Below are 22,456 nucleotides of genomic sequence, written 5' to 3'. Positions count from 1 at the left end.
AGGCGAGGATGCGCAGAAAAAAGATTTGCAGCTTTAGTTGCGATTGATTCTCATTCGATGCTATGATCAGCCCCAATGCAGCAAGAAACTCTCTGGTGGGGAATTCGAGCTGCAAGCCTTTTTCAGTTTCATCGTGGGGCGACTCGCCAGGCCTGTTCAGCCTGCAGCAAGTCGGTTTGCCAGCCAGCGGTCTGCCGGTTAGCCAGGCTTTTTTTCTACGATGTCAGAAGAGGCAACATCGCCTCCAATTCAAGCAGAGCATGCGTCAGCGGCTCTGCTTTTTTGTTGCCTACGCGTCTTGATGTGCCGTCATGCGGCCATGAAAAAGCCCTCGGCAGCAGGGCTGGCGAGGGCTGGGCATTGAGGGCCGCCTGGGTGCGGCGAGCTCAAACGCCTGCGGCGTGTGCCTGCTGATCCGCGTGGTAGCTGGAGCGCACCATGGCGCCCACGGCGGCGTGCGTGAAGCCCATCTTGTAGGCTTCTTCCTCGAACATCTTGAAGGTGTCGGGGTGCACATATCGGCGCACCGGCAGGTGGCTGTTGCTGGGCGCCAGGTACTGGCCGATGGTCAGCATGTCGATGTCATGGGCGCGCATGTCGCGCATCACCTGCAGGATTTCCTCGTCGGTCTCGCCAAGGCCCACCATGATGCCGCTCTTGGTCGGAACCTTGGGGTGCAAGGCCTTGAACTTCTTGAGCAGGTTCAGCGAGAACTGGTAGTCCGAGCCGGGACGCGCTTCCTTGTACAGGCGCGGTGCGGTCTCCAGGTTGTGGTTCATCACATCGGGAGGTGCGGCCTTGAGGATTTCCAGCGCACGGTCGTCGCGGCCACGGAAATCGGGCACCAGGATCTCGATCTGGGTCAGCGGCGAGAGCTCGCGGATGTTCTTGATGCACTCCACGAAATGGCCCGAGCCGCCGTCGCGCAGATCGTCGCGGTCCACGCTGGTGATCACCACGTACTTCAGGCGCAACTCGGCAATCGTCTTGGCAAGATTGAGCGGCTCGTTGGTGTCCAGCGGGTCGGGGCGGCCGTGGCCCACGTCGCAGAACGGGCAGCGGCGCGTGCACTTGTCGCCCATGATCATGAAGGTGGCCGTGCCCTTGCCGAAACATTCGCCGATGTTGGGGCAGGAGGCTTCCTCGCAGACCGTGTGCAGCTTGTTGGCGCGCAGGATGTCCTTGATCTCGTAGAAGCGCGTGGTGGGGCTGCCCGCCTTGACGCGGATCCACTCGGGCTTCTTGAGGGCCTCGCCATGCTCGACCTTGATCGGGATGCGCGAAAGCTTCGCTGCCGCCTTCTGCTTGGCCAGCGGGTTGTACTCGGCTTGGGACTGCGCTTCGCGCACGACGGTGTTGGTGGTCATGGTTCTGGATTCAGGGGGCTAGGCGGCGCTGCAACTGTCGTCCCAGCACGCGCGCGGCTTCGTCCCAGGTTGTCTGAACGCCGATTGTAGAAAGGTCCACCGTTTGCAGTCCTGCATAGCCGCAAGGGTTGATCCGTTCGTAGGGTTCCAGGTCCATGGCGGCATTCAGGGCAACGCCGTGATAGGTGCAATGCCGGCTGACCTTGATGCCCAGGGCTGCAATCTTGCCCAGCCCCGAAAAATCGGGCTGGGGCGCGGGTGAGCCGGGTGCGCGCAGTTGCGGGCGCTGGGCCAGCATGGCGTGGCTGCGAGGATCGTCAAGACGCACGTAGATGCCGGGGGCGCCTTCCACGCGGTGGCCGGTGATGCCGAAATGCTCCAGCGTGCGGATGACCGCATCTTCGATGCGGAACACGTATTCCTTGACGAAGTAGCCCAGGCGCTGCAGATCCAGCAACGGATAGGCGACCACCTGGCCCGGGCCGTGGTAGGTGACCTGCCCGCCGCGGTTGGTTGCGACCACGGGAATGTTGCCAGGGCTCAGCAAGTGGTCACTTTTCCCGGCAAGGCCTTGCGTGAAATGCGGGGCGTGCTCGCAGATCCAGAGCTCGTCGCGCGTGCCGGCATCGCGGCCGCTCGTGAATGCCTGCATGGCCTGCACCGTGGCTTCGTAGTCGGTGCGGCCCAGCAGGCGCAAGTCCAGCGTCTGCGCAAGCTCGTCGGCTGGGGCGCTCAAAGCACCACTTTCACAAGCGGGTGCGAGGTGAACGCCCGGTACAGGTCGTCGAGCTGCTCGCGGCTGGTGGCCGTCACCGTGACGGTGACGCCCAGGTATTTGCCGCTGCTGCTGGGGCGCAACTCGATGGTGCTGGGATCAAAGGCGGGGTCGAAGCGCTCGGCGATCTGGGTGATTTCATGCACCAGATGCTCGGCCTTGATGCCCATGACTTTGATGGGAAACTGCGACGGGTACTCGATCAACGAGTCCTTGCGCGGGTCCGCGCCCGGCGCGGCTGCTGGTGCGGAGGAGGGGGTGGGGGCGTCGGTCATAGGTGAATCAAGGTTAATCGCTTGGCGTTGGAGGCGATTGTGCGCTATCGTTCGCGGCCATGTCGCAGCCTGGGGCTGCCGCGCCGCCGGTCACGAAAACTCCACACACAACAAACAAGCTGCCTGCGGTGCGAGGCTGGCGTTGTTGGCCTGCTGCCACACAGCCAGGCTGCCGCCGCCGTTTTGGACATGCCCGTAACAACCCCTATCGTTCGGCAGGGGTTTTTACTTATAATCAGAGGCTTTGTGAAAAAGTCTTGTCTGGTCTGCGGCCTTCGAGAACTCAATGAAAAACTACGCCGCTGACACAGACGCTGACAGGGAACTTGAGGGCGAGGATTCCGACTTCAAGCCCCTGACCTCCGAGGAGGCTCAGGAGTGGCGCACGCGAAACCCGCAGATGTCTGTGTGGCGCTTCGTGGTGGTCCAGGCGGTGGTTGGCGTGCTGGTGGCACTGGTCGCGTGGCTGGTGACGGGGCGCGCCGAGGTCGGATGGTCGGCTGCCTATGGTGCCTTGTCGGTGGTGCTGCCGGCTGCGCTGTTTGCGCGCGCCGTCGTGCGCAAGAGGCCTGGCGGCGCTGCAGCCGCCATGGTGGGAATTTTTGGCTGGGAACTGGTGAAGCTGGTGCTGTGCATTGCCATGCTGGCGGCTGCACCCAAGCTGGTCCCGGGGCTGAGTTGGCTGGCGCTGCTGGCGGGCTTGGTGATCGTCATGAAAACGTATTGGGTCGCGCTGATAGTGCGGGCCAATGTCCGAAAAACCGATTGATATTTGAAGAGAAGTTGACCGATGGCCGCAGACGCGCACGCACCTACTGCAAGTGAATACATCGTTCACCACCTGCAGCACCTCCAGAACATCAAGCAAAAGTCGATCATCGACTTTTCGGTCATCAACCTGGACTCGATCGTCGTCAGCGCCACGCTGGGCGTGCTGAGCCTGTTCGTGCTGTGGCTTGCCGCGCGCAAGGCCACATCGGGCGTTCCGGGCCGCTTCCAGGCGGCTGTAGAGCTGCTGGTCGAGATGGTGGACAACCAGGCCAAGGCCAACATCCACAACGCGCAAAGCCGCAAGTTCATCGCTCCCCTGGCACTGACCGTGTTCGTCTGGATCTTCATGATGAACGCCATGGACATGCTGCCCGTGGACCTGCTGCCGGTACTGTGGCAGGGCGTCCAGGGTGACTCGCACGCCTACCTGCGTGTCGTTCCCACGGCTGACCTCTCGACCACGCTGGGCCTGTCCTCGGCCGTGCTGATCCTGTGCTTCTTCTACAGCATCAAGATCAAGGGCATGGGCGGCTGGGCCCACGAACTGGTGACCGCTCCGTTCGGCACCAGCAAGAATCCCGTGTTTGCACTGATCCTGGGTGTTATCAACCTGGCCATGCAGATCATTGAATATGTCGCCAAGACGGTTTCGCATGGCATGCGACTGTTCGGCAACATGTACGCTGGTGAGTTGGTGTTCTGTCTGATCGCTCTGATGGGCGGTGCGGCTGCCATGTCGCTTTCCGGTGTGTTGCTCCCCTTGGGGCACATCATTGCAGGCTCTATCTGGGCGATCTTCCACATTCTGATCATCACCCTGCAGGCCTTCATTTTCATGATGCTGACGCTGATCTATCTCGGCCAGGCACATGAAGCCCACTGACCATTTCCTTTCCCTCTCAACCTTTCTCTTTCTTTAATCTCAGGAGTCATCATGGAAAACATTCTCGGTCTCGTCGCTCTGGCTTGTGGTCTGATCGTTGGTCTGGGCGCTATCGGCGCTTCGATCGGTATCGCCCTGATGGGTGGCAAGTTCCTGGAATCGTCGGCACGTCAGCCTGAGCTGATCAACGAACTGCAAACCAAGATGTTCATCTTGGCCGGTCTGATCGACGCTGCCTTCCTGATCGGTGTTGCTATCGCTCTGCTGTTCGCTTTCGCCAACCCCTTCGTCCTGGCCTAAGCTCCGATCAACGCCCTAGATAGAAAGGTGTTGCCGTGAGTATCAACGCGACCCTGTTCGTCCAGGCCATCGTTTTCCTGATCCTGGTGCTGTTCACGATGAAGTTCGTGTGGCCCCCGATCGCGAAGGCGCTGGATGAACGAGCTCTGAAAATCGCCGATGGCCTCGCTGCTGCCGACAAGGCCAAGACTGACCTGGCCGCCGCCAACAAGCGCGTCGAGCAGGAACTGGCCCAGACGCGCAACGAAACGGCATCGCGGCTTGCGGACGCCGAACGCCGTGCCCAGGCCATCATTGAAGAAGCCAAGGCCCGTGCCTCCGAAGAAGGCAACAAGATTGTTGCTGCTGCCCGCGCCGAGGCCGAGCAGCAGACAGTCCAGGCCCGTGAAGCCCTGCGCGAGCAAGTGGCTGCGCTGGCCGTCAAGGGCGCCGAGCAGATCCTGCGCAAGGAAGTGGATGCCGGCGTCCATGCCGACCTGCTGAACCGCCTGAAGACCGAGCTGTAAGGAAGAGCAAACATGGCAGAACTCGCCACCATTGCCCGTCCTTACGCAGATGCCCTGTTCAAGGCCAGCACCCAGCAGGGTGCTGACCTGTCCGGCACTGTTGCCTGGGCGGAGGAATTGGCGGCGATTGCCGCCAATCCGCAATTGCGCCAGCTGGCCGACGACCCCAAGGTGACCGACGAACAACTGTTCGACGTCATCAGCGGCGTGGCCGGCTCGGCATTGCCTGATGCCGCTCGCAACTTTCTGCGCGTCATCATTGAAAACGGCCGACTGCAAGCCCTGCCAGAAGTGGCGGCCCAGTTTCGCAGCCTCGTGAACCGCGCCGGTGGCTCGTCCGACGCCGTGGTTCAAAGCGCTTTTCCCATAGATGCTGCCGCTCTGGCTGCCCTCGGGACTTCGCTGGAGAAGCGTTTCGGCCGAAAGCTGAACCTGTCGGTGCAGCAAGATCAGTCCCTGATCGGTGGCATCCGCGTCGTGGTGGGTGATGAAGTTCTTGACACGTCCGTCAAGGCCCGCCTGGAACAAATGAAAGCGGCCCTCATTGCGTAACAACGCGACTGAGGTCTCGGCTAACCAAAGCTAAAGAAGGAAAGAGTCATGCAACTCAATCCCGCAGAAATTTCTGAACTGATCAAGAGCCGCATCGAGGGTCTGGCTGGCAGCAGCGACATCCGTAACGAAGGCACCGTGGTTTCGGTGACCGACGGTATCGTGCGCGTGCACGGCCTGTCGGACGTGATGCAAGGCGAAATGCTGGAATTCCCCGCAGGCAAGGATGGCCAGCCCTCCTTCGGCCTGGCGCTGAACCTCGAGCGCGACTCCGTCGGCGCCGTGATTCTGGGCGAGTACGAGCACATCTCCGAAGGCGACACCGTCAAGTGCACGGGCCGTATTCTGGAAGTACCCGTCGGCCCCGAACTCATCGGCCGCGTGGTCAACGCCCTGGGTCAGCCGATTGACGGCAAGGGCCCGATCAACGCCAAGATGACGGACGTGATCGAGAAGGTCGCTCCCGGCGTGATCGCACGCCAGTCCGTGGACCAGCCCCTGCAGACCGGCATCAAGTCCATCGACTCGATGGTGCCCGTCGGCCGTGGCCAGCGCGAACTGATCATCGGTGACCGCCAGACCGGCAAGACCGCCGTGGCCATCGACGCCATCATCAACCAGAAGGGTCAGGGCGTTACCTGCATCTACGTTGCGATCGGCCAGAAGGCTTCCTCGATCAAGAACGTGGTGCGTGCCCTGGAGCAGGCCGGCGCGATGGAATACACCATCGTCGTGGCTGCCACCGCTTCCGAATCCGCTGCCATGCAGTACGTGTCGGCCTACTCCGGCTGCACGATGGGCGAGTACTTCCGCGACCGCGGTGAAGACGCCCTGATCGTCTATGACGACCTGTCCAAGCAAGCCGTGGCCTACCGCCAGGTTTCGCTGCTGCTGCGCCGTCCCCCAGGCCGCGAAGCCTTCCCCGGCGACGTGTTCTATCTCCACAGCCGCCTGCTCGAACGTGCAGCCCGCGTGAATGCCGACTACGTCGAAGCCTTCACCAAGGGTGAAGTCAAGGGCAAGACGGGTTCGCTGACGGCTCTGCCCATCATCGAAACCCAGGCCGGTGACGTGTCGGCCTTCGTGCCCACGAACGTGATCTCGATCACGGACGGCCAGATCTTCCTGGAAACCAGCCTGTTCAACGCCGGTATCCGCCCCGCCATCAACGCCGGTATCTCGGTGTCGCGCGTCGGTGGTGCTGCACAGACCAAGCTGGTCAAGGGCCAGTCCGGCGGTATCCGTACCGACCTGGCGCAATACCGTGAGCTGGCTGCCTTCGCGCAGTTCGCCTCCGACCTGGACGAAGCCACCCGCAAGCAGCTGGACCGCGGTGCCCGCGTGACCGAACTGCTCAAGCAGGCCCAGTACAGCCCCCTGTCCACCGCTTTGATGGGCGCTTCGCTGTTCGCAGTGAACAAGGGCTACATGGACGACATCCAGGTCAAGCAAGTGCTGGCTTTCGAGTCTGGTCTGCACCAGTTCCTGAAGACCAGCCACGGCGCCCTGATCGACAAGCTGAACGCTTCCAAGGCCATGGACAAGGATTCCGAAGCCGAATTGAACGCCGCCATCGCTGCGTTCAAGAAGTCGTTCGCTTAAACCGGACGAGGAGCCATCATGGCAGCAGGTAAGGAAATTCGCGGCAAGATCAAATCGGTGGAAAACACCAAGAAGATCACCAAAGCCATGGAAATGGTGGCCGCATCCAAGATGCGCAAGGCGCAGGAACGGATGCTGGCTGCACGCCCGTACAGCGAAAAGATCCGCAACATTGCAGTCCATCTTGGCCAAGCCAACCCCGAGTACGTGCACCCGTTCATGCAAGTGAACGGTGATGCAAAGACAGCCGGCGTCATCGTGGTGACGACGGACAAGGGGTTGTGCGGCGGCATGAACACCAACGTGTTGCGTGCTGTCACGGCCAAGCTGCGGGAGCTGCAGGATCAAGGCGTGTCGGCAGAAGCAGTGGCCATTGGCAACAAGGGTCTGGGCTTTCTGAACCGTGTCGGCGCCAAGGTGGTTTCGCACGCGACGGGTCTGGGCGATACGCCCCATCTGGAAAAGCTGATCGGCCCTGTGAAGGTGCTGCTCGATGCATATGCAGCGGGCAAGCTGAGCGCGGTGTACCTGAGCTACACCAAGTTCATCAACACCATGAAGCAGGAATCGGTGGTGGAGCAGTTGCTGCCCCTGTCGTCCGAGAGCATGCAGGCCGAGAAGACGTCTGGCCATAGCTGGGACTACATCTACGAACCCGACGCGCAGTCCGTGATCGACGAGCTGCTCGTGCGCTACGCAGAGTCCCTGGTCTACCAAGCTGTCGCGGAAAACATGGCGTCCGAGCAATCGGCGCGCATGGTGGCCATGAAGGCCGCTACCGACAACGCAGGCAGCGTCATTGGCGAGTTGAAGCTGGTCTACAACAAGACGCGCCAGGCAGCGATCACGACCGAGCTGTCGGAAATCGTGGCTGGCGCCGCTGCTGTGTAAAGCAGCTCAACAGACAAACTAATTGGAGCAAAAAATGGCTCAAGTGCAAGGCAAGATTGTTCAATGTATTGGCGCTGTGGTGGACGTCGAGTTCCCCCGCAACGCAATGCCCAAGGTGTTCGATGCCCTGAAGCTCGACGGCTCGGCCCTGACGCTGGAAGTGCAGCAACTGCTGGGTGACGGCGTTGTGCGTACCATCGCCCTGGGTTCGTCCGACGGTCTGCGTCGCGGCCTGATGGTGTCCAACACCGGCAACCCCATCACCGTGCCCGTGGGCAAGGCGACGCTGGGTCGCATCATGGACGTGCTGGGCAACCCCATCGACGAACGCGGTCCCGTGGATCAGGCGCTGACGGCTCCCATCCACCGCAAGGCACCGGCTTATGACGAGCTGTCGCCTTCGCAGGAACTGCTGGAAACCGGCATCAAGGTGATCGACCTGATCTCGCCCTTCGCCAAGGGCGGCAAGGTGGGTCTGTTCGGTGGCGCCGGTGTGGGCAAGACCGTGAACATGATGGAACTCATCAACAACATCGCCAAGGGCCACGGTGGTCTGTCGGTGTTCGCCGGTGTGGGTGAACGTACCCGCGAAGGCAATGACTTCTATCACGAAATGTCGGACGCCGGCGTGGTCAACCAGGAGTCGCTGAACGACTCCAAGGTGGCCATGGTCTACGGCCAGATGAACGAACCCCCGGGCAACCGTCTGCGCGTGGCGCTGACCGGCCTGACCATGGCCGAAGCCTTCCGTGACGAAGGCAAGGACGTGCTGTTCTTCGTGGACAACATCTACCGCTACACGCTGGCCGGTACCGAAGTGTCCGCTCTGCTGGGTCGCATGCCTTCCGCCGTGGGCTACCAGCCCACGCTGGCCGAGGAAATGGGCCGCCTGCAAGAGCGCATCACCTCGACCAAGGTCGGTTCGATCACTTCCATCCAGGCCGTTTACGTGCCTGCCGATGACTTGACCGACCCCTCGCCTGCCACGACGTTCGCCCACTTGGATTCGACCGTGGTGCTGTCGCGTGACATCGCTTCGCTGGGTATCTACCCCGCCGTCGATCCGCTGGACTCCACCAGCCGCCAGCTGGACCCCCAAGTCGTGGGTGAAGAGCACTACAAGGTGGCCCGCGAAGTGCAGGGCACGCTGCAGCGCTACAAGGAACTGCGCGACATCATCGCCATTCTGGGCATGGACGAGCTGGCTCCCGAAGACAAGCTGACCGTGGCCCGCGCCCGCAAGATCCAGCGTTTCCTGTCGCAGCCTTTCCACGTGGCCGAAGTGTTCACTGGCGCTCCCGGCAAGTACGTGTCGCTGGCTGAAACCATCCGTGGTTTCAAGATGATCTGCGCTGGCGAGTGCGATCACCTGCCCGAGCAGGCCTTCTACATGGTTGGCACCATCGACGAAGCCTTCGAGAAGGCCAAGAAACTGGCGGCTTGAGCCTGCGGCACCCCCTGAGCGACTGCGTCGCTTCCCCCTCTCTACCCGCTTCGCGGGGGAGGGGGACGACACCCTCGCTGCGGGGTGGCCCTTGCTCGGTGTCCCCGATCTGGGCCCTGCCGGTTCCAAGTTCCAGTCCCACCTTTTCTGAGGAGCAAAGATGAACACCATCCACGTTGATGTGGTCAGTGCCGAAGAGTCCATCTTCTCCGGTGAAGCGCGCTTTGTCGCCCTGCCCGGTGAATCCGGCGAACTGGGCATTTTTCCCCGCCACACTCCGCTGATCACGCGCATCAAGCCCGGCTCGGTGCGTATCGAGATGGCGGACGGCAGCGAAGAGTTCGTCTTCGTGGCCGGCGGCATCCTGGAAGTGCAGCCCAACTGTGTGACCGTGCTGTCCGACACCGCCATCCGCGGTGCCGACCTGGACGCCGAGAAGGCCGAGAAGGCCAAGCTCGAAGCCGAGGAAGCACTGAAGAACGCCAAGAGCGAAGTCGATCTGGCGCGTGCCCAGTCCGAGCTGGCCGTCATGGCAGCTCAGATCGCGGCCCTGCGCAAGTTCCGCCAAAAGCGCTGAGCCCTCCCGGGACCAGCCGCAAGAAAGCCGCCCTCGGGCGGCTTTTTTCATGGTGCGCAGCCCAGCCGTCTCAGTCGCCGCAGCGGGCCTGGTACACGTAGGTCACGGCATTGTCCTTGGGGTCCACCGTGCGCGACTTGTGCGTCACGGCCTTGGCGGGCACGGGGCACAGGGCGCGGATCTGTTGCTCGCAGCGCTTGGGGTCGTCTTCGCGCAGCTTGCAGCTGAGCACATAGTCATATTCCTGCGAGTCGTCGAGGATGGGGCTTGCGCAGGCGCTCAGGGTCAGCACGGCGGCCAGCAGGCCCAGGCGGGCCAGGGTGTTCTTCATGGTGTGGATGCTCCTTGATGAAATGGCGTGACGCTATCACAGCCTCCGTGCCCGCGATAGCTTGATGAAGGGGGTGGCTCGGCCCGGCCTGCGCAGCCTGCCTGCCTTTCAGTGGTGCTGTATCACGACAGCATCGGGAAGATTGTCGCTGCCATCGTGCACAGGCTGCAGCGGGTCACGCGGAAAGTTGGTTTCAAGCAGCAGGCTCACGCGCTCCAGGGCTGCTGTCATGCCCATGGCGTAATGGCCGCCCTGAAAGGCGGCACCCATGTCGCTGATCAGCGTTTGCCATTGTTCCGCCGGCAGGGTGCGCGCCAGGGCGCGGTCGGCGACGATTTCGATGGCGTGGTCGGCCAGCAGCAGATAGATCAGGGCACCGTTGTTGTGTTCGGTATCCCAGATGCGCAGCTTGCCGAACAGCGTGATGGCGCGCTCGCGCGGCGTGGCGTCGCGCCACAGGTAGCTGGGCGGCAGTCCGGGTTCGACGCAGATGCGAATCTGGCCTGTATGGCGCTGCTCGCTCATGGTGATCAGGCGCTCCAGCTCCGCCAGGCTTTCAGGCGGGAGTGCACGGCGCAACTGCCCTTCGGCCCAATGGTGGCGCAGCAGCCGGAGCAGACGCTGAACAAAGCCTGTGATTGCAGCCGCCATTTCACCAACTCCCCGAGGCGCCGCCGCCCCCGAAACTGCCGCCTCTGCCGGAGCTGAAGCCCCCGCCACCGCTGCGGCCGCCGCCCCCGCCAAAGCCGCCACCACCGCCCCATCCACCGCCGCCACCCCTGCCGGAGCGGCCGCTTCCCAGCAGGGTGAACAGCAGCGCGACGACTCCCGCTCCTGCGGCGACGAGCAGACTGGCCGTCACCACATAGGCGGCAATGCCGGCGCCTGCCCCCGCCAGCACGGAGGCCAGCGGCCGGCCCAGCACCGAGCGCAGGATGGGACCGACCACGGCCACGCCGAAGAAGAAGAACAGCATCAGGTCTTCCATGTCGAAGCCCCTGTCCGGGCTTTTGGAAGACTGGGGGCTGGAGGAGGGCGCCGGCAGTTGCTCGCCCGCAATGCGCGCTGCCACCTGGTCCAGCGCAGCGGTGATGCCGCCCGCATAGTCCCCCTGGCGAAAGCGCGGTGCCATCTGCTGGTCGATGATGCGCGCGGCTGCCAGGTCGGGGATCGCGCCTTCCAGCGCGCGGGCCACTTCCATGCGCATGCGCCTGTCGTTCTTGGCAATCACCACCAACAGGCCGTCGCCCACGTCGCGGCGGCCGATCTTCCAGTCACTGGCCACGCGCCAGGCATAGGCGGCAATGTCCTCGGGCGCGGTGGTGGCCACCATCAGCACGACGACCTGCGAGCCCGACTTCTGCTCGATGCCACGCAGCCTGTCTTCAATGGTGCGTGCCTCATCGGCCGACAGCGTGCCCGTCTGGTCGATGAGCCGCGCCGAGAGGGCCGGCACGGGCTGCGGCGCCTGCGCCAGCGTGCTCCCGGGCAGCAGCAGCATGGTCAGGGCAAGGGCGCAAAGCATGCGCCACAGTGGCACCAGGGACATGGTCACGGCTTACTTGTTGCCGAAGTCCACCGTGGGCGGACGGGAGATTTCGGCCTCGTTCTGCACGCTGAAGCTGGGCTTGGGTTCGTAGCTGAAAACCTTGGCCGTCAGATTGGTCGGAAAGCTGCGCGCCAGCACGTTGTAGGACTGCACGGCCTGGATGTACTGGTTGCGCGCCACGGTGATGCGGTTCTCCGTGCCCTCCAGCGTCACGCGCAGGTCGCGGAAGCCCTGGTTGGCCTGCAGCTGGGGATAGCGCTCGGCCACCACCATCAGCCGCGACAGGGCACTGGACAGCTCGCCCTGCGCCTGCTGGAACTTGTTGAAGGCCTCGGGGTTGTTGACCAGCTCGGGCGTGGCCTGGATGGAGGTGGCCTTCGCGCGTGCCTCCACCACCTTGGTCAGGGTTTCCTGCTCGAAATTGGCCTCGCCCTTGACCGAGGCCACGATGTTGGGCACCAGGTCGGCACGGCGCTGGTACTGGTTGAGCACCTCGCTCCAGGCCGACTTGGTCTGTTCGTCAAGACGCTGGAAGTCGTTGTAGCCGCAGCCGGTCAATGCCAGGACGGTGGCAAGCGTGGCGAGTAGACGTTTCATAAGATGGCAACCTGAAAGCGACAATGGAAAACAGTATCGCGCACGACGCATGCGCAATGCTGGCGATTGTGCTGCGCGCCCGGCCTGCTGCCCTGTAGGGCAAAGGCCATTGCGCAGCGGTGTGGCAAGGACTGCTAACAGGGCTTTTATGCACGAATTCACGGCGGCGCGCTGGTTGCCCGGGGGCCACGCCCAGACCATCTGGCCGGCACTGTTCGCGCGCCGCTGGCCGGTGGGCCAGGCGGCGCCCGCCTGGCGCTGGGAGCGATGGGATACCCCGGATGGGGACTTCATCGATGTCGCCTTCGGCGGTGCTCCCACCCTGCCTGCCGATGCGCCATGGCTGGTGCTTTTCCATGGCCTTGAAGGCTCGGCGAACAGCCACTATGCCCAGGCCATGGCCTGGGTGGCCGCGCAGCGTGGCTGGCACATGGCCGTGCCGCACTTTCGCGGCTGCAGCGGCGAGGTCAACCGGGGCCCGCGCGCCTATCACTCGGGCGATGTGCAGGAGGTGGACTGGATACTGCGCCGCCTGCGCGCACGGTCCTCCCGCCCGCTCCATGTGGTGGGTGTTTCCCTGGGCGGCAATGCGCTTGCGCGCTGGGCCGGTATGCAGGCAGACAAGGCCGCCGAGGTGGTCCAGGCCCTGGCGGCGGTGAGTGCGCCGCTGGACCTGGCGGCTGGCGGCATGGCGCTGGGGCAGGGTCTGAACCGCTGGATCTACACACGCATGTTCCTGCGCACGCTGGTGCCCAAGGCGCGGGTCAAATGGGCGCAATTTCCCGGCCTCTTCGACCGCGATGCCGCGGTGCGCGCGCGCGATCTGAAGGAGTTCGATGACGCGTTCACGGCACCCGTGCATGGCTTTCTCGATGCGAACGACTACTGGCGCCGGGCGGCAGCCAAGCCTGTGCTGGGCAGCATTGCCGTGCCTGCGCTGCTGCTCAATGCGCTGGACGATCCTTTTGTCCCTGCATGCAGCCTGCCAGGGCCAGGCGAGGTCGGCCCACGGGTTACGCTGTGGCAACCGCCGCATGGCGGTCATGTGGGTTTTGCACAGGGACATTGGCCAGGGCATGTACTGGGCATGCCGCAGGCCGTCACGCAGTGGCTGGCAGACAGCGAACAAGGATGAATGCAATGGACGATATCGTGAAGCAGGCCATGGCCAAATGGCCCCATGTGCCCGCCTGCAGCGGCTGGCTGGGGCTGGACGATCGCGGGCGCTGGTATCTGCGCGATGAAGAGGCCCAGGCCTGCGGCGCTTTCGACAGCGGCACCCCGGGAGCCAAGGGCGCGGAGGTGCGCAACGAAAAGCTGGCGGACTTCATCGCCCGCAACTATCTTGCCGAGCCCGACGGTCGGTGGTTCTTCCAGAATGGTCCCCAGCGCGTGTATGTGGAACTGGAAAGCACACCCTGGATATGGCGGCTGCGCTGGGATGGCGAGCGCCTGCAGGTGCACAGCCACACAGGGGCAGAGCTGCAGGCCGCAGACATCAAGGAGGTTTTGATGGATGAGACAGGGCGCCTGTATCTGGCCATGCCCTCCGGCCTGGGCCTGGTCCATACGCAGGACATGGTCGATGCCGCTGCCGCGCTGGACGCCGGCATGCTGCTTGCCTGTGAAGAGGTGCCGGCACAGACGTTGCCGCAACGCTACGGTTTTGTGCGCAGTCCGGCCCAGGCATGAAAAAACCGGCCGAAGCCGGTTGGTGCCAGACATCCTGGGCCTTGCTCAGTTGGCGGGTGCCGCTGCACCTTCTGCTGCAGCGCCTTCTGCGGCCGGAGCCTTGGGCTCTTCAAACTTGCCACCTGCGGCATTGGCCATGTAGACCACGCCACGGGCAATTTCGGTGTCGTTGAAATCGCCGCCGCCTTGAGGCGCCATCGCTCCCTTGCCCTTGAGGGCCGAGTGCACCAGACCTTCCAGACCTTGTGCCAGGCGCGGTCCCCAGGCCGCGGCATCCGCGAACTTGGGAGCACCTGCGGCACCTGTGGCATGGCAGGCCGCGCATTGGCCCTTGAAGACTTCTTCACCCGAGCGCAGCGGGCGATTGGCATCCCGGATTTCCACGAGGCCGATTTTCTGCAGCCGCTGGGCCTTGGCCATTTCGGTCTGGGAAGCGCCGGCGCCGGCCTTGTCGGCCGAGCTCACGTATTGCACGAGGCCGATGATCACGAACACCGGAACCACGAACGAGAAAAACACCGCCATCAGCAGCTGCTTGGGGTTCTTGATCGGGCCCGTATGGGCTTCTTCGGTGTGGGTTGCGCTCATGAAGTCCTCTTGTGTTGTGGGGGCGTGAGTCAACAACAAATTATATCGACGGGCCTCTTGCAGACACTGCGCGCAGACCCGGGTTGACCTGGGGCGCACATATGCCATGAGATGGATCAAGCAAATGGCAAATGCTTTCCGCGCGTCATGAAAAAGAGGTGTTCACCTTGCGGAGAACACCTCTGTGCGTTTGGCGCGGCAGATGCCTGCCTTGGGTCTTACTGCGCGGGCGCCGGCGTGGCTGCCGCTGCTGTCGCTGTCCTGTCGGTCCAGCCGCCGCCAAGCGCCTTGTACAGCTCGATCTGGTTGAGCAGCTGCGCCAGACGCACGCTCACGGTGGACTGCTCCAGCGCGAACAGGGTGCGCTGTGCATCCAGCAGGTCCAGGTAGCTGGCCACGCCGTTGCTGTAGCGCAGGTCGGACAGCTTCAGGCGTGCCTGCTCGGCTTCGAGCTGGGCGCGCTGGGCCATGATCTGGTCACGCAGCGTGCCCTGGCTGTCCAGTGCGTCGGAGACCTCGCGGAAGGCGCTCTGGATGGACTTCTCGTACTGGGCGATGGCCACTTCGCGCTCGACCTTGGCTGCAGCCAGATTGGCCGAATTGCGGCCCGCATCGAAGATGGGCAGGAGGGCAGATGGCGCGAGGGTGAAGCCCCAGCTGCCGCTCTTGAACAGGCCCGACAGCTCGTTGCTGGCTGTGCCGAACTGCCCCGTCAGCGTGATGCGCGGGAAGAAGGCGGCACGCGCGGCACCGATGTTGGCGTTGGTGCTGATCAGCTGCTGCTCGGCCTGGCGAATGTCGGGCCGCTGCGTGAGCAGGTCCGAAGGCAGGCCGGCCGGCACGGCGGGCAGGTCGGCCGTGTCGCGCAGTCCCTGGCTGGAGCCCAGGCTGGCGACCACGTCCGCAGGCAGCGCCTGGCCCAGCAGCAGCACCAGGGCGTTCTCGTCCAGGGCGCGCTGGCGCTGCTGCTGCGCCAGCGTGGCGCGCGCAGCTTCGGTCAGCGAGACGGCCTGGCGGTAGTCCAGCTCGGACGCCACGCCCGTGTCGAAACGCAGCTTGGTCAGCTTGATCGACTCTTCACGGGTCTGCAGCGTGTCGCGAGAGATCTTCAGCAGTTGCTCGTCGGCCAGCAGCGTGTACCAGCCGCTGGCCACAGCGGCCACCAGGCTGGTCTGCGCGGCGCGGCGAGCTTCCTCGGTCGCCAGGTACTGGGCCAGGGCCGCTTCCTTCAGGCTGCCGATGCGGCCGAAGAAGTCCAGCTCCCACGAGGTGACGGCGAGGCCGACCTGGTAGCTGTTGACGTACTTGGTGCCCGAGCCCGTGGTGTTCGGGGCGCGGCTGGCGTTGACGCCTGCACCGACCGTCGGGAACTGGTCGGCGCGCGTGATCCGGTACTGGGCCTGGGCACGCTCGATGTTGAGCGCGGCCACGCGCAGGTCACGGTTGTTGTCCAGCGCGGTGCGAACCAGCTGCTGCAGGCGTGCGTCCTGGAAGAAATCCTGCCAGGGCAGCTGCGCTGCAGCCGTGCCGCCTTCCGCCGCAGCGGTGGCGTTCGCGCGGGTGTACTGCGCCGCGACCGGAGCGGCAGGGCGCTCGTAGGTGGGGATGAGCGAGCATCCCGCCAGGAGCAGGGCGGTGGCGATGGCCACCGGGGTACTGCGATTAATCATGGCTCAAGGCCTCCTTGCCGGCCGGTGTGGACGGCGGGTTGTGCGTTTTGATCTTGCCCTTGAACAGCTTGCGCACCACGACGAAGAAGGTGGGCACGAACAGCACGGCCAGCACGGTGCCGGTGATCATGCCGCCGAGCACGCCGGTGCCGATGGCACGCTGGCTGGCCGAGCTCGCGCCCGTGGCGATCACCAGAGGCACCACGCCCAGGCCGAAGGCCAGCGAGGTCATGATGATGGGGCGGAACCGCAGGTGGGCGGCTTCCAGCGCAGCCTCGATCAGTCCCTTGCCTTCGGCCTGCAGGTCCTTGGCGAACTCCACGATCAAGATCGCGTTCTTCGCCGACAGGCCGATCACCGTCACCAGTCCGATCTGGAAGTACACGTCGTTGGAGTAGTTGCGCAGCAAGGTGGCAAGCACCACGCCCAGCAGACCCAGCGGCACGACCAGAATCACCGACAGCGGGATGGACCAGCTCTCATACAGAGCAGCCAGGCACAGGAACACGGCCAGGATGGCGAAGGCGTACAGGAAGATGGCCTGCGAGCCCGCCAGCTTTTCCTCACGCGACTGGCCGGTCCACTCGAAGCCGAAGCCTTCGGGCAGCTTGGCAGCCAGCTTTTCCATCTCGTCCATGGCATCGCCCGAGCTGAAGCCCGGTGCGGCCGAGCCTTCGATGCGCACGGCTGGGTAGCCGTTGTAGCGCACCGTCTGCTGGGCGCCCTTGACCCACTTGGTGGTCGCGAACGTGGACAGCGGCACCGGATCGCCCTTGGCATTGCGCGCGTTCAGGCGCAGCAGATCGTCGGGCTGCATGCGGGCCGGAGCATCGGCCTGCACGATCACGCGCTGCAGACGACCCTGGTTGGGGAAGTCATTGACGTAGGACGAGCCCAGCGCCGTGGACAGCGCGGCATTGATCGAGGTGAAGTCCACGCCCAGGGCGTTGGCCTTGTCGCGGTCGATCTCGATGCGCAGCTGGGGCGCGTCCTCCAGACCATCGGGACGCACGCCGGCCAGCACCTTGCTCTGCCCGGCCATGCCCAGCATCATGTTGCGGGCGTTGATCAGCGCATCGTGTCCGTGGCCGGCACGGTCCTGCAGGCGGAACGAGAAGCCCACGGCGTTGCCCAGTTCGGGAATGGGCGGCGGGTTCACGGCGAACACGAAGGCATCGCGGATGCCCGACGTCATGCCCATGATGCGGCCCGTCATGGCGTCCACCGTGGAGTTCGCTCCCTTGCGCTCGGACCAGTCCTTGAGCGGCACGAAGGCGAGGGCGGCGTTCTGGCCCTGGCCGGAGAAGCTGAAGCCCAGCACGCTGACCATGTTGGCCACTTCGGGCTGCGGCAGCACGGCTTCTTCCACCTGCTTCATCACCTCCAGCGTGCGCTCCTTGGCGGCGCCAGGGGGCAGTTGCACGTTGACGATGAAGTAGCCCTGGTCCTCGGTCGGCAGGAACGAGGTCGGCAGGCCACGGAACACCACCACGGCGCCCGCGATCACGGCCAGGTACACGCCGATCATCAGCACCGAGCGCTTGAGCAGCCGGGCCACCCAGCCCTCATAGGACTTGGCCGAGCGTGCGAACGTGCGGTTGAACCAGCCGAAGAAGCCTTTCTTCTCGTGGTGGTGACCGGCTTCCACGGGCTTGAGCAGCGTTGCGCACAGGGCCGGCGTCAGCGTCAGCGCCATGAAGGCCGAGAAGCTGATGGAGGCGACCATCACGATGGAGAACTGCCGGTAGATATTGCCGGTGGACCCCGCGAAGAAGGCCAGCGGTATGAACACCGCGATCAGCACCAGCGTAATGCCCACGATGGCGCCCGAGATCTGGCCCATGGCCTTGATCGCGGCTTCGCGCGGCGGCAGGCCTTCCTCGCTCATGATGCGCTCGACGTTCTCCACCACCACGATGGCGTCATCCACCACGATGCCGATGACCAGCACCATGCCGAACATGGCCAGCACGTTGATCGAGAAGCCCACGGCCTGCATGACCGCGAAGGTGCCCAGCAGTGCAATGGGCACCACGATGGTCGGGATCAGCGTGTAGCGCCAGTTCTGCAGGAACAGGTACATCACCAGGAACACCAGCACGATGGCTTCCAGCAGCGTGTGGGCGACCTTCTCGATGGAGATGCTCACGAACTTGGAGCTGTCGTAGGGGATGGAGTACTTCACGCCCTTGGGGAAGAACTTCTGCAGCTCTTCCATGCGCGCATGCACGGCCTTGGCGGTCGCCAGCGCATTGCCGCTGGGCGTCAGCTGGACGCCGATACCCACGGCATCCTTGCCGTTCAGGCGGGCGGAGGTCGCGTAGGCCTGGCCGCCGATCTCGATGGTGGCCACGTCCTTGAGGCGCACGGTGGAGCCATCGGGATTGGCGCGCAGCACGATGTTCTCGAACTGGCCGATCGAAGACAGCTGGCCCATCACCGTCACCGTGGCGGCGATCTTCTGGCCCGTGATGTTGGGCAGGTCGCCGATGGCGCCGCTGGCCACCTGGGCGTTCTGGCTGCGGATGGCGGCCGTCACGTCCTCGGCCGAGAGCTTGTAGCCCTGCAGCTTGGCGGGATCGAACCAGATGCGCATCGCCTTTTCGGTACCGAACAGCTGTGCCTGGCCCACGCCGGCCACACGCTGGATTTCGGGAACGATGTTGCGCGAGGCGTAGTCACCCAGGGCCACCGTGTCATAGGCCTTGGCGTCCTCGGACGACAGCATGATGAACAGCAGGAAGTTGGACGACGCCTTGTCCACGCGCACGCCCTGCTGCGTCACGGACGCAGGCAGGCGCGGTGTGGCGCGCGACAGGCGGTTTTGCACGTCCACCTGCGCCAGGTCCACGTTGGTGCCGGCCTCGAAGCTGATGGTGATGCTGCCCGTGCCATCGGCCTGGGCCACCGACTCCATGTAGACCAGACCGGGCGAGCCGTTCATCTCGCGCTCGATCACGGACAGCACGCTGTCTTCGAGCACCTTCGCGGACGCGCCTGGATAGGCGGTGTTGATGACGATGGCCGGAGGAGCCACCTTGGGGTATTGAGCGATCGGAAGCTTGGTCAGCGCGATACCACCGAGGACGATGATGAATAGCGCGACGACCCATGCAAAGATCGGTCTGTCAATAAAGAACTTGGCCATTGCTGAGCCCCTTGATTACTTCTTGTCTGCCTGGTCCGCAGGCTTGGCATCGGCTGCGGCTTGCGGGGCTGGCGCTGCCGCGCCGGCCGGCTTCTGGGCACCTGCGGCCTCGGGCTGCCAGGGCACGGGCTTGACCGGCGTGCCGGGCGGCAGCATCTGCAGCTTCTGGAAGCCGTCGACCATGACCTTCTCACCCGCCTGCAGGCCTTCGCTCACCAGCCACTGGTTGTTCTGGGCCGTGGTCACCTTCACCTGCCGCTTGGTGATCTTGCCGTCGTCGCTGACCACGCTCACGGTGTCGCCGGTCTCGGTGCGCGTCACCGCCTGCTGGGGCACGGCAATGGCGTTGGACGCCTGGGCCTGCTCCATGCGCACACGCACATACATGCCGGGCAGCAGCAATCCCTTGGGATTAGGCACCTCGGCGCGCAGCGTGACCTGGCCCGTGGAGCTGTCCACGGTCAGGTCGGTGAACAGCAGCTTGCCCTTGAGCTCATAGGCCGTGCCGTCGTCCAGGCGCACCTCGACGCTGGCAGCCTCGGCACCATCGGCCTTCTTGAGCTTGCCCTGCTCCATCGCGCGGCGCAGCCGGAAGGCCTCGCTGGACGACTGGGTGAAGTTCACATAGACAGGATTGATCTGCTGGACCACGGCCAGCGGAGTCGCCTCGCCCTGGCCGACCAGCGCGCCTTCGGTCACCAGCGACTGGCCGATGCGGCCGGAGATGGGGGCCGTGACGTTGGTGTAGCCCAGATTGATCTCGGCCGTGCGCACCGACGCCTTGCCGGCCGCCACATCGGCCTGGGCCTGCTTGTAGGCTGCCTCGGCGTTGACGAAATCCTGCTTGCTGATGGCGTTGGCGGCAACCAGCGGGCGGTAGCGTTCCAGCTGCGCCAGTGCCTGCGCCTGGTTGGCTTCGGCGCGGGCCTGCGTGGCCTTGGCGCTTTGCAGCGTGGCCTGGTAGGGTGCGGGATCGATGCGGTACAGCACCTGGCCGGCCTTCACATCGCTGCCTTCCCGGAACAGTCGTTCCTGCACGATGCCGGCGCTGCGGGCGCGGATCTGGGCCACGCGGCGCGCATCCACGCGACCAGGGAGTTCGGTCACAAGGCCCACGTCGGCGGGGGTGGCGACCACCACGCCCACCGGCACGGCGGGCATCTGCTGCTGCGCGGCAGCTTGTTCTTCGGGCTTTTTCCCGCAGGCCGCCATGGCCATTGCGGCAGTGACGGCCAGGGCCACGGTGGTGAGGCGCAGACTGCTGTAAGGGGACGGAGCGGCTGACACATTGCTGCGTGTGCTGGGCATGATGGGTCCTTGTGCTGAATCAAATAACGATGTTGACGTTCCGGTCAGCGCTATCCGGAACGCCCGTGTCCACGGGCAAGTCGCGGATTATACATACATACATGAATGTATAATGACCGCTGTTGCTGCAAGGCGGCGCGAAGCATGGCGTAGCGTGGCATGGCCGGGCTCAACGATGGAAGGAAATACATCTTGGCACGACGAACGAAAGAAGATGCGTTTGCAACGCGCAACAGTCTGCTGGACGCTGCGGAGCAAGTGTTCTACGAACAGGGTGTCGCCCGGGCCTCGCTCAACGAGATTGCCCAGCGAGCCGGCGCCACGCGCGGTGCGGTCTACTGGCATTTCAAGGACAAGCTGGATCTCTTCTACGCCATGCTGGACCGCGTCACGCTCCCGCTGGAGCAGGCGGCCCAGGGCGACTGCGAGGACGATTCGGAGTGCGATGCACTGGAATATGTGCGGCGCCTGATGGCTGTGGTCTTCGGGCGCATCGCCGATGACGACAGCACGCGGCGCGTCTTCGAGATCCTGCTGCTCAAGGTGGAATACGTGGGCGAGCTCATGCCCGTGCAGGAGCGCAACCGTGCCGCACTGGACTCTTTTTCCGCGCAACTGGAGCTGGCGCTGCGCGCGGCTGCCGAAAGCCATGCGGTGACCATGTCCATGCCGGCTCCCCAGGCCTCGATCGCGCTGTGCGCCATGTTCGATGGCCTGTTGCAGAGCTGGCTGCTGGGAAGGGCCTTCGATCTCAAGCAGGTGGGCGCGCAGGCGGTGGATGTCTGCCTGCGGGGGCTGGGCTTCACGGTGCCGCAGGCGCAATAGCGCCGGGTCCTGGGGGCTTGGACGTGCCGGGGCAAAGTCATGCGACAATGCTCGGCTTGTGCAGGGCAGCGATGCCCTGAGCGGCTGTAGCTCAGTGGATAGAGTATTGGCCTCCGAAGCCAAGGGTCGTGGGTTCGATCCCCGCCAGCCGCACCACAATTTTTCTTGGATCGCCCAGGTGGCCTGAGAAAAAAATGCACTGAAATTTTTCTGACGAAAAAAACGGTGCTAGAATTCAAATCTCTTCGGAGGGGTGCCCGAGTGGCTAAAGGGGGCAGACTGTAAATCTGTTGGCTTACGCCTACACTGGTTCGAATCCAGTCCCCTCCACCAGTAATGGTGAAGAAGAGAAGTCATCTGAAAAGATGGCGACGTGCAGTCAATCTGTGCGGGAGTAGTTCAATGGTAGAACCCTAGCCTTCCAAGCTAATGACGCGGGTTCGATTCCCGTCTCCCGCTCCAGTTGGCGAGCAAAGTTTTTTGAGATTGCTTCGGCAGCCTCAAGGCCCATGTGGCTCAGTGGTAGAGCACTCCCTTGGTAAGGGAGAGGTCGGCAGTTCGATCCTGCCCATGGGCACCATTATCTCTGGTGCGCTCGCTAGATGGGGTTGCGCCAAATCCTGTTGTAGTGATTTAGATTTTTTTCGGAGTCGGAAAAATGGCTAAAGCAAAATTCGAGCGTACCAAGCCGCACGTCAACGTTGGCACCATCGGTCACGTGGACCACGGCAAGACGACCCTGACGGCTGCTATCGCTACCGTTCTGTCCAAGAAGTTCGGCGGCGAAGCCAAGGCTTACGACCAG

23 protein-coding genes, 4 tRNA genes and 1 pseudogene are annotated in these 22,456 nt (G+C 63.8%); 17 read left to right on the top strand and 11 right to left on the bottom strand.

Going from position 1 to position 22,456, the window contains the following annotated elements; translation table 11 throughout:
• Nucleotides 1-386: 386 nt before the first annotated feature.
• Genes lipA through AC57B5_RS00130 form a run of 3 tightly spaced genes read right to left on the bottom strand, consistent with a single transcriptional unit; the run spans nt 387 to nt 2,417 of the window.
• The gene (gene lipA, locus AC57B5_RS00140; protein WP_013800257.1) at nt 387-1,367 is read right to left on the bottom strand and encodes a lipoyl synthase; all 981 of its coding nucleotides are present in this window, start codon (nt 1,365-1,367) and stop codon (nt 387-389) included.
• A gap of 10 nt (nt 1,368-1,377) precedes the next feature.
• Nucleotides 1,378-2,103: a lipoyl(octanoyl) transferase LipB gene (gene lipB / locus AC57B5_RS00135; protein ID WP_071953781.1), complete on the bottom strand. Its 726-nt coding sequence runs from the start codon at nt 2,101-2,103 to the stop codon at nt 1,378-1,380.
• On the bottom strand, nt 2,100-2,417 hold the full coding sequence (locus tag AC57B5_RS00130; protein ID WP_034397898.1) for a YbeD family protein: 318 nt from the start codon (nt 2,415-2,417) through the stop codon (nt 2,100-2,102). The genes lipB and AC57B5_RS00130 overlap by 4 nt, the downstream gene beginning before the upstream one ends.
• 286 nt (nt 2,418-2,703) lie before the next feature.
• On the opposite strand from AC57B5_RS00130, the gene AC57B5_RS00125 reads away from it, so the two are divergent.
• The 9 genes from AC57B5_RS00125 to AC57B5_RS00085 all read left to right on the top strand — a co-directional run bounded on the left by AC57B5_RS00125 (nt 2,704) and on the right by AC57B5_RS00085 (nt 9,943).
• Entirely contained in the window at nt 2,704-3,186 is a 483-nt protein-coding gene (locus AC57B5_RS00125; RefSeq protein WP_012202351.1) for an ATP synthase subunit I, read from the top strand.
• Nucleotides 3,187-3,207: 21 nt separating this feature from the next.
• Nucleotides 3,208-4,071 carry a F0F1 ATP synthase subunit A gene (gene atpB, locus AC57B5_RS00120; protein ID WP_012202352.1) on the top strand — a complete coding sequence of 288 codons (864 nt, stop codon included), beginning with the start codon at nt 3,208-3,210 and terminating at the stop codon, nt 4,069-4,071.
• Nucleotides 4,072-4,122: 51 nt separating this feature from the next.
• Entirely contained in the window at nt 4,123-4,371 is a 249-nt protein-coding gene (atpE, locus tag AC57B5_RS00115) for a F0F1 ATP synthase subunit C (protein ID WP_011803767.1), read from the top strand.
• A 35-nt stretch (nt 4,372-4,406) separates the two neighbouring features.
• Nucleotides 4,407-4,877 (top strand): F0F1 ATP synthase subunit B, encoded by a 471-nt coding sequence (locus tag AC57B5_RS00110; protein ID WP_012202353.1) that lies wholly within the window; start codon nt 4,407-4,409, stop codon nt 4,875-4,877.
• A gap of 12 nt (nt 4,878-4,889) precedes the next feature.
• On the top strand, nt 4,890-5,429 hold the full coding sequence (locus AC57B5_RS00105) for a F0F1 ATP synthase subunit delta (protein WP_012202354.1): 540 nt from the start codon (nt 4,890-4,892) through the stop codon (nt 5,427-5,429).
• A 48-nt stretch (nt 5,430-5,477) separates the two neighbouring features.
• Nucleotides 5,478-7,031, top strand: coding sequence for a F0F1 ATP synthase subunit alpha (gene atpA, locus AC57B5_RS00100; RefSeq protein ID WP_012202355.1), 1,554 nt, complete (start codon nt 5,478-5,480; stop codon nt 7,029-7,031).
• 18 nt (nt 7,032-7,049) lie between these two features.
• Nucleotides 7,050-7,922 (top strand): F0F1 ATP synthase subunit gamma, encoded by an 873-nt coding sequence (gene atpG, locus AC57B5_RS00095; RefSeq protein ID WP_043824939.1) that lies wholly within the window; start codon nt 7,050-7,052, stop codon nt 7,920-7,922.
• 34 nt (nt 7,923-7,956) lie between these two features.
• Complete coding sequence (atpD, locus tag AC57B5_RS00090; protein ID WP_012202357.1) at nt 7,957-9,366, top strand: F0F1 ATP synthase subunit beta; 1,410 nt, start codon at nt 7,957-7,959, stop codon at nt 9,364-9,366.
• Nucleotides 9,367-9,526: 160 nt separating this feature from the next.
• Nucleotides 9,527-9,943: a F0F1 ATP synthase subunit epsilon gene (locus tag AC57B5_RS00085; protein WP_012202358.1), complete on the top strand. Its 417-nt coding sequence runs from the start codon at nt 9,527-9,529 to the stop codon at nt 9,941-9,943.
• Nucleotides 9,944-10,013: 70 nt separating this feature from the next.
• Here the strand turns inward: AC57B5_RS00085 and AC57B5_RS00080 are convergent, their stop codons facing one another.
• The 4 genes from AC57B5_RS00080 to AC57B5_RS00065 all read right to left on the bottom strand — a co-directional run bounded on the left by AC57B5_RS00080 (nt 10,014) and on the right by AC57B5_RS00065 (nt 12,420).
• Nucleotides 10,014-10,274 (bottom strand): hypothetical protein, encoded by a 261-nt coding sequence (locus tag AC57B5_RS00080; protein WP_012202359.1) that lies wholly within the window; start codon nt 10,272-10,274, stop codon nt 10,014-10,016.
• A gap of 108 nt (nt 10,275-10,382) precedes the next feature.
• On the bottom strand, nt 10,383-10,925 hold the full coding sequence (locus AC57B5_RS00075; RefSeq protein WP_496398487.1) for a TPM domain-containing protein: 543 nt from the start codon (nt 10,923-10,925) through the stop codon (nt 10,383-10,385).
• Between the two features lies 1 nt (nt 10,926).
• The gene (locus AC57B5_RS00070) at nt 10,927-11,799 is read right to left on the bottom strand and encodes a TPM domain-containing protein (RefSeq protein ID WP_496398491.1); all 873 of its coding nucleotides are present in this window, start codon (nt 11,797-11,799) and stop codon (nt 10,927-10,929) included.
• A gap of 33 nt (nt 11,800-11,832) precedes the next feature.
• Complete coding sequence (locus tag AC57B5_RS00065) at nt 11,833-12,420, bottom strand: LemA family protein (RefSeq protein WP_012202362.1); 588 nt, start codon at nt 12,418-12,420, stop codon at nt 11,833-11,835.
• A 148-nt stretch (nt 12,421-12,568) separates the two neighbouring features.
• Here AC57B5_RS00065 and AC57B5_RS00060 point away from each other — a divergent pair, with 148 nt between their 5' ends.
• Both AC57B5_RS00060 and AC57B5_RS00055 read left to right on the top strand, forming a co-directional pair.
• On the top strand, nt 12,569-13,555 hold the full coding sequence (locus AC57B5_RS00060; protein ID WP_313238916.1) for a YheT family hydrolase: 987 nt from the start codon (nt 12,569-12,571) through the stop codon (nt 13,553-13,555).
• Nucleotides 13,556-13,560: 5 nt separating this feature from the next.
• Nucleotides 13,561-14,112: a DUF2946 family protein gene (locus AC57B5_RS00055; RefSeq protein WP_496398486.1), complete on the top strand. Its 552-nt coding sequence runs from the start codon at nt 13,561-13,563 to the stop codon at nt 14,110-14,112.
• Between the two features lie 57 nt (nt 14,113-14,169).
• Here AC57B5_RS00055 and AC57B5_RS00050 read toward each other — a convergent pair.
• The 4 genes and pseudogenes from AC57B5_RS00050 to AC57B5_RS00035 all read right to left on the bottom strand — a co-directional run.
• Nucleotides 14,170-14,700, bottom strand: a pseudogene (locus tag AC57B5_RS00050) (c-type cytochrome); the annotation flags it as partial.
• A gap of 218 nt (nt 14,701-14,918) precedes the next feature.
• Nucleotides 14,919-16,370, bottom strand: coding sequence for an efflux transporter outer membrane subunit (locus AC57B5_RS00045; protein ID WP_496398485.1), 1,452 nt, complete (start codon nt 16,368-16,370; stop codon nt 14,919-14,921).
• Nucleotides 16,363-19,518: an efflux RND transporter permease subunit gene (locus tag AC57B5_RS00040; protein WP_065346887.1), complete on the bottom strand. Its 3,156-nt coding sequence runs from the start codon at nt 19,516-19,518 to the stop codon at nt 16,363-16,365. The genes AC57B5_RS00045 and AC57B5_RS00040 overlap by 8 nt, the downstream gene beginning before the upstream one ends.
• A gap of 15 nt (nt 19,519-19,533) precedes the next feature.
• Complete coding sequence (locus tag AC57B5_RS00035) at nt 19,534-20,826, bottom strand: efflux RND transporter periplasmic adaptor subunit (protein ID WP_043825886.1); 1,293 nt, start codon at nt 20,824-20,826, stop codon at nt 19,534-19,536.
• 192 nt (nt 20,827-21,018) lie between these two features.
• On the opposite strand from AC57B5_RS00035, the gene AC57B5_RS00030 reads away from it, so the two are divergent.
• The 6 genes from AC57B5_RS00030 to AC57B5_RS00005 form a co-directional block, all read left to right on the top strand.
• Nucleotides 21,019-21,651, top strand: a complete 633-nt coding sequence (locus AC57B5_RS00030) for a TetR family transcriptional regulator (RefSeq protein WP_169807227.1) — start codon at nt 21,019-21,021, stop codon at nt 21,649-21,651.
• 80 nt (nt 21,652-21,731) lie between these two features.
• A tRNA-Arg gene (locus AC57B5_RS00025) sits at nt 21,732-21,807 on the top strand.
• Between the two features lie 91 nt (nt 21,808-21,898).
• A tRNA-Tyr gene (locus AC57B5_RS00020) sits at nt 21,899-21,984 on the top strand.
• A 55-nt stretch (nt 21,985-22,039) separates the two neighbouring features.
• Nucleotides 22,040-22,113 (top strand) — tRNA-Gly (locus tag AC57B5_RS00015).
• A 43-nt stretch (nt 22,114-22,156) separates the two neighbouring features.
• A tRNA-Thr gene (locus AC57B5_RS00010) sits at nt 22,157-22,231 on the top strand.
• Nucleotides 22,232-22,309: 78 nt separating this feature from the next.
• On the top strand, nt 22,310-22,456 hold a 147-nt coding region (locus AC57B5_RS00005), incomplete at its 3' end, for a GTP-binding protein (protein WP_496398490.1).

Source organism: Delftia sp. BGA-UO-ETr-SB1 (genome assembly GCF_059567865.1).
The sequence above is the reverse complement of the archived record's forward strand: the minus strand, read 5'-3'. Positions and strand labels throughout refer to the sequence as shown.